Genomic DNA, 15,824 nt, shown 5'->3' on the forward strand with positions numbered 1-15,824 from the left:
TATGATGAAACAAGTCGAGGCCCGTTGTTGCTTTTTGTGGCGAAAAGCGGTGGATGAATCATCCTGGTATATAATATAAGAAGAAACGGTAAAGCAGAGAATGTTCCTGTGACAGGCTTGTGCTTGCCGTTTTTTTATTTCTGACGTTCCCATACCTGACCTATGGGGAAAGAAGGAGTGGATTCTGCGAGGAAGTCTTCCAGTGCATTTTCGAAGAATTCCACAGCCCGTTTACTGGTGGATTTTGGATATTTATGTTTGATTTTATAGCAGACACGGTTTGGCGGTGTGTTTTTCAGCTCACTGATAAAAAGAGGCCGGTAATGAGAAAGCTCCAGGATCACAGACTGTGGTGCGACCATCCAGTTTCCCGGTTTTTTCCAGAGACGGTCCAAAAGTGTGATGGTATCTGCTGCAATGTGAGGTCTGGATGCGGAGGAAAGCCAGCGGTCATGCCAGATCTGATAGTTGTCGTCCCAGCTTAAAAACAGCTCCAGAGATGGATCCAACTCATCGGTATGTATTGCCGGAGCAGAAATGGCTGGCTGATCTGATTGTATCAGATAAAGCTTTTCTTCAAAGATTTTCTCTGTTATGATATTCTTGTAATGTAATTTGTGGTAGACAAATCCGATATCAATGCTGTGTTCTCCAAGAAGTCCGTAGAGCTCTGATGAGTGGTGGGATTCAATGTTCAGGTCCAGCTTGGTCTGTTCATTTAAGATCCTGTCATACAGAGGTGCGAAGACAGCAACATTCAGACTGTCTGTACAGCCGATGGTAAGCAGCAGGGAATCCTGGTTGCGCTGCAGTTCCATGGTTTCTTTCCAGAGAGACATCCAGCGTTCCGCAAGGATGATAAAATCAGTTCCCTTGGCAGTAAGTTCCACCTGTTTATGGCCTTTCTGGCGGATCACAAGGGGAAAACCAAGTTCATTTTCGAGGGAAGTAAGCCGGTGGCTGACAGTAGGCTGCGAAAGAAAAAGAAGATCCGCTGTACGCGTGATGCTTTTTGTGTTAACAATGGTGAGAAATGTTTCAATTTCAGCAAGATTCATATGATCAGCTCCTTTTCTTATGTATATCTATGGAAATAAAGAGAATTTCAAAACAATATAAAAATTATTTATATTATACAGAGAAATTATTCGTTATTCAATAGTAAGCTTGTATGATATGATAAATACAACTTAAAAAGAAAATCAAAAGAAGAGAGGTTTTCATATGTCATTAGGATGTAGAATCAGACGAAACTTTGAAAGACCGTCAAAAGAATTAGTAGAAGCATTCCGTGGAATTCCGGTTGCAAATATTGATGATAACTGTGGAAGAATCGCTGCTGTAGATTCCAGCATTTATCCGCTGAACCCGAAGGCAAGACTTCTGGGAACCGCATTTACAGTAAACGCACCGGCAGGAGATAACCTTCTGTTCCACAAAGCTCTGGATATGGCTCAGCCAGGAGATGTTATCGTTCTTGCAAATAAGGGAAGCATGAGCAGAGCACTTTGTGGTGAGATCATGAGCAATTATGCAAAATCCAGAGGAATCGCAGGAATCATCATCGACGGATGTGTTCGTGACAGCTACACATTAAGCCAGATGGATTTCCCGGTATATGCAAAAGGCATCACACCAAACGGACCATACAAAAACGGCCCGGGAGAGATGAACTTCCCGGTATCCTTCGCAGGAATCGTGATCAATCCTGGTGATATCATCGTAGGAGACTCTGATGGACTTCTGGCAATCAAACCAGATGAGCATACAGCAGAGCTTGCTGAGATTGCAAGAAACTATCATGCAGGCGAAGAAAAACAGCTTGAGGGAATCCTGACACGTGGTGAGTGGCCGCGTCCATGGGTTGATGAAGCTCTTAAAAAAGTCGGATTTGAATTTGTAGACTAACCGAATAAAAGATACATGCAGGAAGGTCTGTCACCACGTATGACGGGCCTTTTTGTCAAATAAAGAACGGAGGTATATCTGAATGGATGTGAAGTTCCTGATCGCAGGAGACAGAGCAGTTTCCGTTGAATTCGGCAGCGTGATCAGTCTTGAGGTAAATGCCAAGGTACGTGCGCTGGATGAAAAATTAAAAGAATCTCCAATTGAAGGCATGGTGGAAACAGTTCCTACCTACTGTGCGCTGATCGTACATTACCGCCCGGAGGTGATCCGTTATTCCAAACTGGTGGAAGAACTGGAAAAGAGAATTGCGGACATGCATGAAGTTTCCACAACAACGAAGAAGGTAGTAAAAGAGATCCCGGTTTATTATGGCGGTGAGACCGGACCGGATCTGGAATATTGCGCAGAGCTTGAGAATACCACTACGGAGGAGATCATCCGCAAGCATTCCCAGCATGAGTACTATGTATATATGCTTGGTTTTGCACCGGGACATCCGTATATGGCCAGATTTGATGAGCCGTTCAGCTTTAAGAGAAGAACTTCTCCGCGAGTGAAGATCCCGGCGAGATCCATCGTAGTTCAGCTGGCACTGTCTGATTTTATTCCTTTTGAGCAGCCTTGTGGATGGAATATTATCGGAAGCACACCTCTTGATATCTGCAATTTTGCAAAGGAAGATCCGTTCCTTGTACGTGCCGGTGACTGGGTAAAACATGTTCCTGTCACAAAAGCAGAGTATGATCAGATCCGAAGAGACGTGGAAAACGGTACCTATAAAGTGAAAACCTATACGCCACAGGATTGAGAACGGAGGTCATGATATGGGAATTACAGTTGAAAACGGCGGGATCCTGACCACTGTTCAGGACGAGGGAAGATTCGGAAATCAGGCATTTGGTGTTTCCACATCCGGTGCCATGGACCCGCGTGCTTTCCACATTGCCAATCTGCTGGTAGGCAATAAAAAAACAGAGGGTGCTCTGGAGATGACTTTTATCGGACCAACCCTTACTTTTACCAGTGATAATATCATAGCGGTGACAGGTGGAGATCTGACACCGATGCTGGACGGACAGCCTTTCCCGATGTATAAGGCAGTTCTTGTAAAAAAAGGCCAGAAGCTGATGTTTGCAGGTGCCAGAAACGGCAGTCGTGGATATATCGCTTTTGCAGGCGGTCTGGATATTCCCCTTGTGATGGGAAGCAAGTCCACACTTCTTCGTAACCACATTGGTGGTGTTGAGGGAAGAAAGCTGGAAAAAGGTGACACCATCGAGTTTACCGCACCAAGGATAGAGCTTCCGAATATGGAACTTCGTCAGGTTCCGGCGGAAATTTATCCTTCTGATGAGGTGGTTCTCCGTGTGGTTCTGGGACCCCAGGAGAATGAGTTTACAGAAGAGGGCGTCCGCAAGTTTTTCTGGTACAGCGGTACTATTACCAATGAGTTTGACCGTATGGGATGCCGTATTGAGAGAGAGCCGGTAGAGCATGCCGGCGACGGTAATATCAATACAGATGGTATTTCCATGGGTTCAATTCAGGTTCCGTTAAACGGACAGCCGATCATTATGCTGGCTGACCGTCAGAGTACAGGCGGCTATCCGAAGATCGGTACTGTGATCACGGTGGATTTTGCAAAGATTGCCCAGGCCCGGCCTGGACAGAAGATCCGTTTTATTGAGGTGAGTCTGGATCTTGCCCAGGATCTGTATATCCGTGAGCTGAATGAGCTGAATGCTCTGGATGAAAGACTGAATTCAGATTGCTGATCAATCTGAATTCATGAGCAAGTAGCGAAAGCGGATTGCGAATATCCGCTTTACAGATTAATCATACATACCACAAAATTTTTTTAAGAAAGGTGAGTACGAATATGAAGATTGTTGTATTGGATGGCTACACAGAGAACCCTGGAGATTTAAGCTGGGACGCATTAAAAGAGCTTGGAGAGGTTACTGTTTATGACAGAACTTCCTATGAGGAATCCCCGCTGATCGCTGAGCGTATCGGAGACGCTGAGATCGTTATCATCAATAAAACTCCGATCTCCAAAGAGACAATTGACAAATGCCCGAATATCAAGCTGATCGCTGTTCTGGCTACCGGCTATAATGTAGTGGATTACAACTATGCAAAAGAAAAAGACATTCCGGTTGTAAATGTGCCTACCTACGGAACCCAGATCGTTGGTCAGTATGCTCTTGGCCTTCTTCTTGAGATCTGTTCTCATTATGGTCATCATGATGAGACTGTTAAGGCTGGTAAATGGGAAAATAATGCAGACTGGTGCTACTGGGATTATCCGATGATCGAGCTTTATGGAAAGACTGCCGGTATCATTGGCCTTGGTAGAATTGGACAGGCTACTGCCAAGCTTCTGAATGCGCTGGATATGAAGGTTCTTGCTTATGATGCTTATCAGAGTGAGGCTGGCGCAAAGCTTGCTGAGTATGTTTCTCTTGACGAGCTGTTTGCACAGTCTGATGTGATCTTCCTTCACTGCCCGCTTTTCCCGGAGACAGAGGGTATGATCAATAAAGAGAATATCGCGAAGATGAAGGATGGTGTTATCCTTATCAACAACAGCCGTGGTCAGCTGGTTGTTGAGCAGGATCTTGCGGATGCTCTGAATAGTGGCAAGGTTTATGCTGCTGGTCTTGATGTTGTTTCTACTGAGCCGATCAAAGGGGATAACCCGCTTCTTAAGGCTAAGAACTGCATCATCACTCCGCATATTTCCTGGGCTGCGCAGGCTTCCAGACAGAGAATTATGGATATTACGGTTGATAATATTAAGGCTTTTTTGGATGGTAATACGGTTAACAGAGTTAATAAATAAGTACTTTTCGATGTTTCGATTTCCTATGTATGATGTGTGAGGGAAAGGCGGCTGTCTCGGTTTGGGGTGGCCGTCTTTTTCTGTGCATGGAAGGAGTGTGCGCAGGGTGGAAGGAGCGTACGCTGGGATGGTGGAACGAACGTACGCGGACGTTTGCGTCCTGTCCTGAATTGTGAAAACGTGGCTGTATCGGCATAACGCCTCACATGCAACACCGAAGAATACAGCAACCAGTTCGGCACAGCGTCCCACGTCCAACACCGAAGCATACAGACAAAAGTCAACACCCTCCCGTCCTCCACAACCAAGAACTCCTTAAAAAAGGCCCAGGGGTGTGCAGAGGGGCGCGGCCTTGTGCCCCTTTGCGGTTTCCTTTTTCACAAAAAAATAGCCCCTACATCTCAAAGATGTAAGAGCTAAATTCGCTGGATGGAGAAGGATTCGAACCTTCGAAGGCGGTGCCAACAGATTTACAGTCTGCCCCCTTTGGCCACTCGGGAATCCATCCGTGAACAACAAGTGTATTATATATAACATTTTTTAAAATTGCAAGCTTTTTCTCAAAAAAAATAAAATTCTCACAACACCAGCATTTTTGGCAAAACACTGGACTTACCAAAAGAAATCTGCTATTATGAGTACGGTTGGATATAAAGGACACGGTTCTTTTCCGTATCCTAATACAGGTTAGGAGGATTTTATCATGTTAGTAAACGCAACAGAAATGCTGAAAAAAGCAAAAGCAGGCCATTATGCAGTTGGTCAGTTCAACATCAACAACCTTGAGTGGACAAAAGCTATCCTTCAGACAGCTCAGGAGCTCAACTCTCCGGTTATCCTTGGTGTTTCCGAGGGTGCTGGTAAATATATGACAGGTTATAAGACTGTTGTAGGTATGGTTAACGGTATGATGGAGGAGCTGAACATCACTGTTCCGGTTGCTCTTCATCTTGACCACGGCAGCTACGAAGGATGCCTGAAATGTGTTGAGGCTGGTTTCTCTTCCATTATGTTCGATGGATCTCATTATCCGATCGATGAGAACGTAGCTAAGACTAAAGAGCTGGTTAAGATCGTTGCTGAGCACAACATGTCTCTTGAGGCAGAGGTTGGTTCCATCGGCGGCGAGGAAGACGGTGTTATTGGTATGGGCGAGTGTGCTGATCCTAAGGAGTGCAAGATGGTTGCAGATCTTGGAATCAACTTCCTTGCAGCTGGTATCGGTAACATCCACGGAAAATATCCGGCTAACTGGAAAGGCTTAAGCTTTGAGACTCTGGATGCTATTCAGCAGCTGACAGGAGATATGCCGCTTGTTCTTCACGGTGGTACAGGTATCCCGGCAGACATGATCAAGAAAGCAATCAGCCTTGGTGTTTCCAAGATCAATGTTAATACAGAGTGCCAGCTTGCATTTGCAGAGGCTACACGTAAATACATTGAAGAGGGTAAAGACCTGCAGGGTAAAGGATATGACCCACGTAAGCTTCTTGCACCTGGCGCAGAAGCAATCAAAGCTACTGTTAAAGAGAAAATGGAGCTTTTCGGATCTGTCAATAAAGCATGATGAATCGAAAATAATATATGAAAGAAGCCGGAATGGGAGCAAGCCTGTTCCGGCTTCTTTTTTCATGATAAAATGTCAATATTTTCACTATATAAAAAAATCAACATGTTTCTTGGTTTTTTTATATAGTGAAAATGACCTCTTCGATTTACAATAACATCAAGTTAATCGAGAAGCTGATTTGAAGCTTATCGGTCAGAGATATGCAAAAGGGACGTTTTAAGCATATCTTCAGAACAAGTTGAATATCATTTAAGGTAAAGGAGAGGTACGATTATGAGAATGAAAAAAGCAACAGCATTTGGTCTTGCAGCATTAATGGCAGCTACCATGATCCCGGCAGTTCCGGCTATGGCAAAGGGGGATGACAGTGAAGGTTCTGTTTACTATCTGAACTTTAAACCGGAGCAGGCAGATCAGTGGTCAGACCTGGCAAAGAAATACACCGATGAGACTGGTGTACCGGTTACCGTTGTTACAGCTGCTTCCGGAACTTATGAGTCTACTCTGAAATCAGAGATGGCCAAGGATGAGGTTCCGACACTGTTCCAGGTTAACGGACCGGTTGGACTTGCATCCTGGAAGGATTATTGCTATGACCTGAAGGACAGCGATGTTTACAAAAATGTAGAAAGCGATGATTTTGTACTGAAGGATGACAGCGGTGCAGTTGACGGTATCGCATATGTAATTGAAACATATGGAATCATTTACAACAAAGCGCTTCTTAAGAAATATTGTGAGATGGATGGCGCTGTGATCAAGTCTGCAGATGAGATCAACAATTTTGAGACATTAAAGAAGGTTGCAGATGATATCCAGGCTAAGAAAGATGACCTTGGAGTTGACGGTGCATTTACTTCCGCAGGCTTTGATTCTTCCAGTGACTGGCGATTCAAAACACATCTTGCAAACCTTCCGATCTATTATGAGTACAAAGAAGACGGAATCACATCCACAGATGCGATCAAAGGAACCTATCTTGACAACTTCAAGAACCTGTTTGACCTTTATATCACAGATTCTACCTGTGAGCCAAGCCTTCTTTCCAGCAAGACGATCGATGATGCAAATGCTGAATTTGGTCTTGGAGAGGCTGTGTTCTATCAGAATGGAACCTGGGCTTATGATAACATCAAAGATAACGAAGTAGCAGATGAGGATATGGGAATGCTTCCAATCTACATTGGTGTTGATGGTGAAGAGGACCAGGGACTTTGCACAGGTAGTGAGAACTACTGGTGCGTAAACAAAAAAGCAGATGAGAAGGATATCCAGGCAACTCTTGATTTCCTCAGCTGGGTTATCACAAGTGATGAAGGAAGAGAATCTATAAGCCAGGAAATGGGATTTACAACACCATTCAAGACATTTGATGAGAATTATGAGTCTACAAATCCGCTTGTAAAAGCAGCCAATGAATATGTAAAAGCTGGTAAAACTCCGGTTTCATGGAATTTCACAACCATGCCTTCCGAAGAGTGGAAAAACCAGGTCGGCAGTGCAATGCTTGAGTATGCACAGGGTACCGGCGAGTGGGATGCTGTGAAAACTGCATTTGTTGACGGATGGGCAAAAGAGTACAAAGCAGCAAATGAAGGCTGATAAGGTATAACTGAAACGTGATCACGAAGGGGTGGGCGGTTTCCGCCTGCCTCTTTCAATGAAGGGAGGATGCGTAAAGTAGGGAAGGATGCATCCTCAGGAGAAAGGAAGAGAAAACATGCAGAATAAGATGATGAAAAAGTATTTTCCGGTTTTTGTCCTGCCTACCCTGCTGGCATTTACCATTGGATTTATCGTTCCCTTTATCATGGGCGTATATCTTTCCTTCTGTAAATTTACCACAGTAACGGATGCAAAATTCGTGGGATTACAGAACTATGTGAAGATTTTTACTGAGGATGGAACCTTTGGACATGCATTATGGTACACCACCGCATTTACGGTTGTATCAGTAGTTCTGATCAATGTGATCGGTTTTGCAGTTGCGTTGCTTCTGACCAAGAAGATCAAAGGAACCAATATATTCCGTACCGTATTTTTTATGCCAAACCTGATCGGTGGTATCATCCTTGGTTATGTATGGCAGCTTCTGTTAAACGGTCTGCTTCTTCAGATCAATAAAACACTTACATATTCTTCTGTTTACGGATTCTGGGGCCTTGTGATCCTGATGTGCTGGCAGCAGATCGGATATATGATGATCATTTACATTGCAGGTATCCAGAATATCCCGGGTGAGCTGATCGAGGCTGCACAGATCGATGGTGCAAACAAAGGACAGCTTCTGAAAAATGTGATCATTCCTATGGTCATGCCGTCCATCACCATCTGTACTTTCCTGACACTTACCAACTCCTTCAAGCTTTTTGACCAAAACCTTGCTCTTACAAATGGTGAGCCTTCCAATATGTCAGAAATGCTTGCACTGAATATTTACAATACCTTCTATGGACGTACCGGATGGGAAGGTGTAGGACAGGCGAAGGCCGTGATCTTCTTTATCCTGGTTGGAGCAATTGCCATGATCCAGAATCGTCTCACAAGAAGTAAGGAGGTACAGCAGTAATGAATAAAAAAGTAAAATTCAGCGGTCTGTGGACTGCGATCCTGAGTGTGGTATCTGTTGCTTATATTTTCCCGATCCTTCTGGTTTTGATTAATTCTTTTAAGAAAAAAGCATACATCAGTCGTTATCCCTTTGCGATCCCAACGGATAAAATGTTCGTAGGTCTGGAAAACTATGTAAATGGTCTCACAAAAACCGGATTTTTCCAGGCATTTGGATGGACATTATTTATCACAGTATTTTCTGTTGCGGTAATTCTGCTCTGTACCTCCATGTGTGCCTGGTACATCAACCGTGTTACCAACACGCTGACAAAAACCATGTACATGCTGTGCCTGTTTTCCATGGTCGTACCATTCCAGATGGTAATGTTTACTCTTTCCAAGATCGCAAACATCCTGAAACTGAATACTCCGTGGGGACTGATCATCATTTATCTTGGATATGGAGCAGGACTTGCGGTATTTATGTTCAGCGGTTTTGTAAAATCCATTCCGATCGAGATCGAGGAAGCTGCCATGATCGATGGCTGTACCCCGATCCAGACATTTTTTAAAGTAGTTCTTCCGGTTATGAAACCGACCTGTGTAACGGTTGCGATCCTGGAAACCATGTGGATCTGGAACGATTATCTTCTTCCGTATCTGGTACTTGATATCAAGAAATACAAGACTATTTCCATTGCCATCCAGTACCTGAAAGGTGGTTACGGAACCATTGATATGGGAGCAATGATGGGTGTTCTGGTACTTTCCATCATTCCGATCATTGCCTTCTATCTTGCATGCCAGAAATACATCATTGAAGGTGTGGTTGCAGGAGCGGTTAAGGGCTGACAAATCAGTTGAATAATGTTAAAATGAAAGAAAAACGGCCTGATCTGCGTGTCTTTACGTGGATCAGGCCATATTTGGCGAGGTGGGGAATGTACAGAGTTTTGGTGGTAGATGACGAAAAACTGGAACGGGAGGGAATCCGATTTCTTCTGTCCATGGAAGAAGGTGAATGGGAAATTTATGAGGCAGCCAATGGCAAGCTGGCATTAAATGAATTGAGAAAGCATCCTGTAGATCTGATGCTGACAGATATCAAGATGCCCCATATGGATGGTCTGGAGCTTTCAAAAAAAGCAAGGGAGGAATATCCGGATCTGGAAATTATCATTTTCAGCGGTTATGGAGATTTTGCTTTTGCCCAGGAGGCGATCCGTTATGGTGTGACCGATTACGTGCTGAAACCGGTGGATCCGGACCGCTTTCATGACACCATACAGAAAATTCAGAAAGAGATCGCATCACGGAAAAATAAAGAGCAGCAGTCCATAAAAGAAAAAAGTTTTCTTCAACAGTATTTTCTTCAGAGTTATCTTTATTCTGGTGACCGGGAACGTCTGAAAGAAGCGGAAGGGATTGTGGATTTTGCCATCTGGGAGCAGTGGCACTGTGCAATCCTTATTGAATCCGATGAATCTTTTTTTGATTCTGCCAGTGATGAGGTGCCTCTTGAGATCCAGGCAGAACTTCGCCGGTCTTTTTTCTATCTGAATCTCAATGGCCGTCAGTCTCTGCTTCTTTTTAAAGATGTGTACTGCGATTATACCCTTGTGGCAAAAAATGTCTACAGTCTTCTGAAACGCCTTCATCCTGCCCGTTTTCACCTGGCTGTAAGCCGGCGTTTTGACGGATACCGGGAACTGCCGGGGATCATGGAACAGCTGGAGCAGCAGATGGAAGAGAAATTTTATCATCCGGACATCCATATTTACACCAGCGAGGAAGAAGAGGAAAAAAATACCGGAGAGGAAGAACAGGATTCCAGACTGATGGAAAAAATTTCAGAAGATATTTCCAGAAAAGATGTGAAACAGCTGTGGAGCCATTTTCACAGCCTGGCATCCAAATATCAGTCCAACACCCAGTTTTCTGCCATGTATGTGAAATTTGTTTTTTCCAATGTAATACGGGAACTGTTTCAGGAGAACCGTTTTGCGGGAGAGCACAGGCTGGATCTGGAAGTGGATCATCTGTATGGCTGTTCGACCATTCAGGAGATCATTGAAGTTACGGAGAAAAATATCCGCCAGTACGAAGCGTTTCTGGAGCGTTCCATGAGCGAATCAAGAGATGAGGTGGCAGCAGTGAAAAATTATATCTACAATCACTATGCGGAAGATCTCAATCTGGAAACCCTGGCGGAAAAAGTATATCTTTCTTCGGGCTATCTCAGCTTTATTTTCAAAAAAGAAACCGGAATGAACCTGAACCGTTTTATCCGTGTGTTCCGCATGGAAAAAGCCAAGGAACTTCTCTGCACTACCAATATGAAGGTAGCCATGGTCAGCGAGAAGGTAGGATTTGCCAATTCTTCGTATTTCTGCCGGAGCTTCCGGGAATATTACGGAAGCAGCCCGGAATCCTACAGGAAAGGAAACAATGAGGATGAAGAGGCTTCTGAAGAAGTATAACGATATGAAATACCGGTACAAGCTGACCATTCTTCTTGTAGTGGTTTCTCTGGTACCGATGACTGTTCTTGCGCTTTACAGCCACAGCCGTATGAGCAGTCTTGTCCGGAAGAATGAGATGGAAGATATGTATTCCATTCTGGAACAGACCCGGGAAAATATTGACGGGCAGATTGAGATTTATGCCAGTCTTCTGAATTATCTTACTTATTCCCCGGAGATCCAGGAGGTGATCCAGAATAAAGACATGGACCGTTATACTGCCTATGAACAGTATACGGAAGTGGTGGATCCGCTGCTTACAGTGCCAAAATCCTATCACGAAGCGATTCTTGGGATTCAGCTTTTTGCGGAAAGCATTCCCGTGCGTCATGAATATACCCTGGCTCCGCTCTCGGAAGTAGAGGGGGAATGGTGGAGTGACAAACTGGATGACAGTGTGACAGTTCAGTGGATCGTGGACCGGGACAACCGCCAGATCGCAGCAGTCCGGGAAATTTACGATGGGAAGACGCGGGAAGCTGTTCTCTGTATTACGCTGGATTATGGAAAAGTATTCCGTCCTCTTGCCAATATTATTGAACGGAATTCCGGCGGCCTTGTGGTAGATAACCGCCAAAATATCGTTTATCATGGAGAAAACCTTGCAGCCAGTGATATTTCCGCACAGAAAGAAACCGGAAAAATGCTGGACCGTCTGCGGGAAGAATATACCTATGTCAGCAGCAGCGGCCATGAGACAAGGTGGACATATTATTTTTACAAGCCGCCAGCAGTGATCGAGAGTTCGGTTTCCAAAGTGCTGATCAGTGAGATTCCGCTGATCGGATTTTGTGTTGTGATCATTATCGTACTGGGAATGACGTTTTCCACATTGTTCACCAGAAAGATCGAGCAGCTTACCAGAAATATGGAACAGGTGAATCAGGGAAGCCGTGAAGTTACAGTTTACAGTGATTCCAGAGATGAAGTGGGACAGCTGGTAAGAAGTTTCCGGCATATGATGGATGAGATCAATCGTCTGATCGAAGAGGTTTATGAAAACAAGATTGCTTTGAAAGAATTTGAGCTGAAAGCCCTGACTGCTCAGATCAATCCGCATTTTCTTTATAATTCTCTTTCTATTATAAACTGGATGGCAATTAAAAGCCGACAAAAGGAGATCAGCCGTGTGACCCTGGCATTGTCTACGTTTTATCGGACTGCATTGAGTAAAGGGGCGGATATGGTGACTGTGGAAAACTGTATCCGGAATATCGAGGCGTATCTGGAAATCCAGCTGATCATGCATGACAATGATTTTAAAGTGGAGTGGAGTGTTGATCCGTCTGTGCAGCAGGAACTGGTTCCGAAGCTTGCCTTGCAGCCTATCGTTGAGAATGCGCTGGAACATGGGCTGGACGTGAAGGAAGAAGGAGAAAAGATCCTGAGGCTTTCTTTCTTTGAAGAAGCGGGCGATGTGGTGATCCGTGTGGAAGATAACGGAATGGGCATGGAACAGGAGCAGGCAGAGAAACTGATCACCTATCAGGCAAAAGGCTATGGTCTTAAAAATGTCAATGACCGTATGTGTATTTTATATGGAGAGGATTATGCCATCCGGATCCTGAGCAAAGTAGGGCAGGGAACAAGAGTGGATATGAGGATTCCGAAAGAGGTGAAAAAAGATGAGACGTAGTCCGAGAAAAACGTTGCTGTTTTTTAGTGCGATACTGATCTTGACACTTCTGGCGGGGTGTTCTTTTGGGACCGGGGGAATGAAAAAAACAGACGGAGATGTTTCATCTGTAAAAGACCGTGAGAATTGGGATATAGCGGAAACTTCGCCTCTGGGGAAATATCCGGAGCTTGTAACCTATACACTGGGACAGATGAAGGGAACCAATAATTCCAATCTCCCGGAAGGGCAGACTTATGAGGACAATGCATATACCCGGTATCTGAAAAAGACACTGAATATTCAGAATAAGAATGTTTTCATGGAGAGTGAGGAGCGGTATGACGAAGCCCTGAATATCCTGGTCAAAGACCGGAATCTTCCGGATATTTTTCTGGTATCGGACAGGGAGACTCTGGAAGAACTGGTTGAAAATGATCTAATCGAAGATCTGACGGAAGTATACAAAAGCTGTGCTTCCGATAAGATACAGGAGATGTATGAAAGTTATGGAAAAGAGCTTCTGGCATCTGGAACATTTGACGGGAAGCTGTTTGCGCTTCCGGAGACTGCGATTGATGACGGATCGCAGCTTTTGTGGCTGAGGCGTGACTGGATGGAACAATTGGGAGTGAAAGAGCCGAAGACCCTGGACGAGGCGCTTTCTGTGATCCGTGCGTTTCAGGAGAACCGGATGGGGGCAGAAGAGGGCGAAGATCCTGTGGGCCTTGTCTGTGATCCGGGTCTTGTGGGTACGGTCAGTACCAGTTATTCGGTGGACTCTGTGTTTGAAATGTTCGGTGCGTATCCCCAGCAGTGGATCAAAAATGCAGATGGAGAAATTGTCTATGGATCACTGACGGAGGAGACAAAAGAGGCTCTGGGGTATTTAAGGGAGCTTTATAAGCAGGGGATCCTGGATCCGGATTTTGCACTGCGTGCACAGAATAACATCCGGGATCTTGTGGTGAATGGAAAGTGCGGGGCGTTTTTTGGCCTCTGGTGGACTCCCAATAATCCGCTTATGGATGAGTATAGGAAGAATAAAGAGACTGACTGGGAACCGTATTATCTGACTGCAGATGCAAAACGGACGGTGGAAGTGTATTCTACGTTCTGGGACAGTAAGTATGTGGTTGTACGTAAGGGATATGAACATCCGGAAATCGTGATGAAGATCCTGAGCGTGCTGTTTGATTATTCCAGGTATGAAGCGGAGGATGCGGATGAGGTGAACAGTTATTTTGCCCTGAACGTGGATCCTACAGCGCGTCCGCTGATGATCAATGTGGATTATAATGAGGCTACTTATATGGTGACGAGGCATATCCGGGAGGCGCTTTACAGTCCTGGTGATGCAAAGACGAGAGAGGATCTCAGTGCCATTGAGGTTTCTTATTTTGATGCCTGCAGGGAGTATCTTGGTGCAGAGGTGCCTTCGGTGGAGGCCTGGGCTGCGTATAAGTCCAGGATTTCAGCGGTTGGGCTTCTGGTGGATGCGAATTATCATGCTCCGGAGAAAAAGTATCTTGGGGATGGTGACGGGGAGATTCCTCAGACGTTGCGTTCATTGGAGAAGAAGGCTTTTATTCAGATTATTATGGGGAAAAAGCCGGTGAGTTCTTTTGATTCTTTTGTGGAGGAATGGTATCGTAAGGGTGGGGACAGTCTTACGGAACGGGTGAGGAAAGGAATTATGATTTGTGAGAAATGAGATGGTGTACAGATGCTTTTTGTGAGGTGTGGTGAAAAACTTGACAAGGTGTTGCGGGGTCTTTAATATAAAAGTGACAGGGACAGTCAGTGGTGTGGATGCGCGGATGTCTGTTGACTGTGACTTTTGATATTGGAGGTAATAATATGAAGCAGTGTATGGACTCGGAAAATATTCACAGGAGACTTAAGAAGATTGTTGGTCAGGTTCAGGCAATTGATCGAATGGTGGATGAGGATATTCCGTGTGAGGATATTTTATCTCAGATCAATGCGGCGAAGTCGGCTTTGCATAAGGTTGGACAGGTTGTGCTTGAGGGGCATATCCAGCATTGTGTGAGAGATGGTATTGAGCATGGGGATGCGGATAAGACGATTGAGAATTTTACTAAGGCTGTGGAGAGGTTTGCGAATATGAAGTAGGGGATTTTTTTGCTGGGGTGTAGGGATTTTGGTTGTGTGAGAGTTTGCAGGGAGTGTGCGGAGCTTCCTGCTTTTTTTGTGGCTGGAGGGACGCTGTCGGGGGAACTGCTAAGGTTCCGGAAGGTGGAGAGAAAGGCGGACGCCAGAGGGAGAGGATATCGGCCCGGGCAAGGACTCCGTCGGGGGATACAACTAAGGTTCCGTGAGATGGCTAAAACCATTGCGGCAGGGCCAGAACTCGCCGCTGGCTCAAACAGCTGACCCTGCCGCAATAACGCCCTCTCCCGGGACCTAAGTTGTATCACAGGAAAAAAGATAAAACCCGGGCAGGGGACGGAAGCGGACGCGGGGCGTCCTGTCCTGGGATTGTGAAAGGGCAGCTGTATCGGCGTAGCGTCTCAGCGCAGATACCGAAGAGACCAGAAGAAGGATTGGAATAACGACTCATTATAAATATTGAAGAGTTTGGAAACCAGATTAGTATAACGTTCCACTGTAAATATTGAAGAATTCGGAAACCAGCTCAGTATACCATTCCACTATAAGTGCCGAAGAACCCAGGAACCCAGATCGGCACAGCGTCCCACTCTGAATACCGCAGCATACAGACAAAAGTCAACCGTGTTACACATCGAAGATGTAACACTCTTTCCGTGCCCAACGGGGTGGGAG

13 protein-coding genes and 1 tRNA gene are annotated in these 15,824 nt (G+C 45.1%); 12 read left to right on the forward strand and 2 right to left on the reverse strand.

Going from position 1 to position 15,824, the window contains the following annotated elements; translation table 11 throughout:
• Window positions 1-134: 134 nt before the first annotated feature.
• Window positions 135-1,058 (reverse strand): LysR family transcriptional regulator, encoded by a 924-nt coding sequence (locus GPK81_RS17430; RefSeq protein ID WP_118062160.1) that lies wholly within the window; start codon window positions 1,056-1,058, stop codon window positions 135-137.
• A gap of 166 nt (window positions 1,059-1,224) precedes the next feature.
• Between GPK81_RS17430 and GPK81_RS17435 the strand changes: the two genes are divergently transcribed.
• From GPK81_RS17435 to GPK81_RS17450, 4 genes are all read left to right on the forward strand, one after another.
• Window positions 1,225-1,908 (forward strand): RraA family protein, encoded by a 684-nt coding sequence (locus GPK81_RS17435; protein WP_021976156.1) that lies wholly within the window; start codon window positions 1,225-1,227, stop codon window positions 1,906-1,908.
• An 82-nt stretch (window positions 1,909-1,990) separates the two neighbouring features.
• Window positions 1,991-2,719, forward strand: a complete 729-nt coding sequence (gene pxpB / locus GPK81_RS17440) for a 5-oxoprolinase subunit PxpB (protein ID WP_021976157.1) — start codon at window positions 1,991-1,993, stop codon at window positions 2,717-2,719.
• A 16-nt stretch (window positions 2,720-2,735) separates the two neighbouring features.
• Window positions 2,736-3,686, forward strand: a complete 951-nt coding sequence (locus GPK81_RS17445) for a biotin-dependent carboxyltransferase family protein (protein WP_215707410.1) — start codon at window positions 2,736-2,738, stop codon at window positions 3,684-3,686.
• A gap of 104 nt (window positions 3,687-3,790) precedes the next feature.
• A complete protein-coding gene (locus GPK81_RS17450; protein WP_215707411.1) occupies window positions 3,791-4,756 on the forward strand; it encodes a D-2-hydroxyacid dehydrogenase in 966 nt (321 codons plus the stop codon).
• Between the two features lie 426 nt (window positions 4,757-5,182).
• On the opposite strand, the gene GPK81_RS17455 is transcribed toward GPK81_RS17450, so the two are convergent.
• A tRNA-Tyr gene (locus GPK81_RS17455) sits at window positions 5,183-5,264 on the reverse strand.
• A 195-nt stretch (window positions 5,265-5,459) separates the two neighbouring features.
• On the opposite strand from GPK81_RS17455, the gene fba reads away from it, so the two are divergent.
• The 8 genes from fba to GPK81_RS17495 all read left to right on the forward strand — a co-directional run bounded on the left by fba (window position 5,460) and on the right by GPK81_RS17495 (window position 15,152).
• A complete protein-coding gene (gene fba, locus GPK81_RS17460) occupies window positions 5,460-6,323 on the forward strand; it encodes a class II fructose-1,6-bisphosphate aldolase (RefSeq protein WP_118071041.1) in 864 nt (287 codons plus the stop codon).
• A gap of 276 nt (window positions 6,324-6,599) precedes the next feature.
• Window positions 6,600-7,928 carry an ABC transporter substrate-binding protein gene (locus GPK81_RS17465; RefSeq protein ID WP_215707412.1) on the forward strand — a complete coding sequence of 443 codons (1,329 nt, stop codon included), beginning with the start codon at window positions 6,600-6,602 and terminating at the stop codon, window positions 7,926-7,928.
• Between the two features lie 118 nt (window positions 7,929-8,046).
• Window positions 8,047-8,895 (forward strand): carbohydrate ABC transporter permease, encoded by an 849-nt coding sequence (locus GPK81_RS17470; RefSeq protein WP_243004399.1) that lies wholly within the window; start codon window positions 8,047-8,049, stop codon window positions 8,893-8,895.
• Complete coding sequence (locus GPK81_RS17475; RefSeq protein WP_021650827.1) at window positions 8,895-9,731, forward strand: carbohydrate ABC transporter permease; 837 nt, start codon at window positions 8,895-8,897, stop codon at window positions 9,729-9,731. The genes GPK81_RS17470 and GPK81_RS17475 overlap by 1 nt, the downstream gene beginning before the upstream one ends.
• Window positions 9,732-9,820: 89 nt before the next feature.
• Window positions 9,821-11,359 (forward strand): response regulator transcription factor, encoded by a 1,539-nt coding sequence (locus tag GPK81_RS17480; protein ID WP_021976160.1) that lies wholly within the window; start codon window positions 9,821-9,823, stop codon window positions 11,357-11,359.
• The gene (locus tag GPK81_RS17485) at window positions 11,328-13,037 is read left to right on the forward strand and encodes a sensor histidine kinase (RefSeq protein ID WP_243004398.1); all 1,710 of its coding nucleotides are present in this window, start codon (window positions 11,328-11,330) and stop codon (window positions 13,035-13,037) included. The genes GPK81_RS17480 and GPK81_RS17485 overlap by 32 nt, the downstream gene beginning before the upstream one ends.
• Complete coding sequence (locus GPK81_RS17490) at window positions 13,027-14,730, forward strand: extracellular solute-binding protein (RefSeq protein WP_215707413.1); 1,704 nt, start codon at window positions 13,027-13,029, stop codon at window positions 14,728-14,730. The genes GPK81_RS17485 and GPK81_RS17490 overlap by 11 nt, the downstream gene beginning before the upstream one ends.
• Before the next feature lie 146 nt (window positions 14,731-14,876).
• Window positions 14,877-15,152, forward strand: a complete 276-nt coding sequence (locus GPK81_RS17495; protein WP_021976163.1) for a metal-sensing transcriptional repressor — start codon at window positions 14,877-14,879, stop codon at window positions 15,150-15,152.
• The last annotated feature ends 672 nt before the right edge of the window (window positions 15,153-15,824 follow it).

This window comes from Blautia sp. MCC283, assembly GCF_018785565.1.
Classification (GTDB): domain Bacteria; phylum Bacillota; class Clostridia; order Lachnospirales; family Lachnospiraceae; genus Blautia_A.

Excerpts from the sequence above, each read along its gene's own strand:
- fba (WP_118071041.1), top strand. The coding sequence starts at position 5,460 with ATGTTAGTAAACGCAACAGAAATGCTGAAAAAAGCAAAAGCAGGCCAT.
- GPK81_RS17450 (WP_215707411.1), top strand. The coding sequence starts at position 3,791 with ATGAAGATTGTTGTATTGGATGGCTACACAGAGAACCCTGGAGATTTA.
- GPK81_RS17445 (WP_215707410.1), top strand. The coding sequence starts at position 2,736 with ATGGGAATTACAGTTGAAAACGGCGGGATCCTGACCACTGTTCAGGAC.
- GPK81_RS17480 (WP_021976160.1), top strand. The coding sequence starts at position 9,821 with ATGTACAGAGTTTTGGTGGTAGATGACGAAAAACTGGAACGGGAGGGA.
- GPK81_RS17435 (WP_021976156.1), top strand. The coding sequence starts at position 1,225 with ATGTCATTAGGATGTAGAATCAGACGAAACTTTGAAAGACCGTCAAAA.
- GPK81_RS17475 (WP_021650827.1), top strand. The coding sequence starts at position 8,895 with ATGAATAAAAAAGTAAAATTCAGCGGTCTGTGGACTGCGATCCTGAGT.
- GPK81_RS17470 (WP_243004399.1), top strand. The coding sequence starts at position 8,047 with ATGCAGAATAAGATGATGAAAAAGTATTTTCCGGTTTTTGTCCTGCCT.
- GPK81_RS17495 (WP_021976163.1), top strand. The coding sequence starts at position 14,877 with ATGAAGCAGTGTATGGACTCGGAAAATATTCACAGGAGACTTAAGAAG.
- GPK81_RS17485 (WP_243004398.1), top strand. The coding sequence starts at position 11,328 with ATGAGGATGAAGAGGCTTCTGAAGAAGTATAACGATATGAAATACCGG.
- GPK81_RS17465 (WP_215707412.1), top strand. The coding sequence starts at position 6,600 with ATGAGAATGAAAAAAGCAACAGCATTTGGTCTTGCAGCATTAATGGCA.
- GPK81_RS17490 (WP_215707413.1), top strand. The coding sequence starts at position 13,027 with ATGAGACGTAGTCCGAGAAAAACGTTGCTGTTTTTTAGTGCGATACTG.
- pxpB (WP_021976157.1), top strand. The coding sequence starts at position 1,991 with ATGGATGTGAAGTTCCTGATCGCAGGAGACAGAGCAGTTTCCGTTGAA.
- GPK81_RS17430 (WP_118062160.1), bottom strand. The coding sequence starts at position 1,058 with ATGAATCTTGCTGAAATTGAAACATTTCTCACCATTGTTAACACAAAA.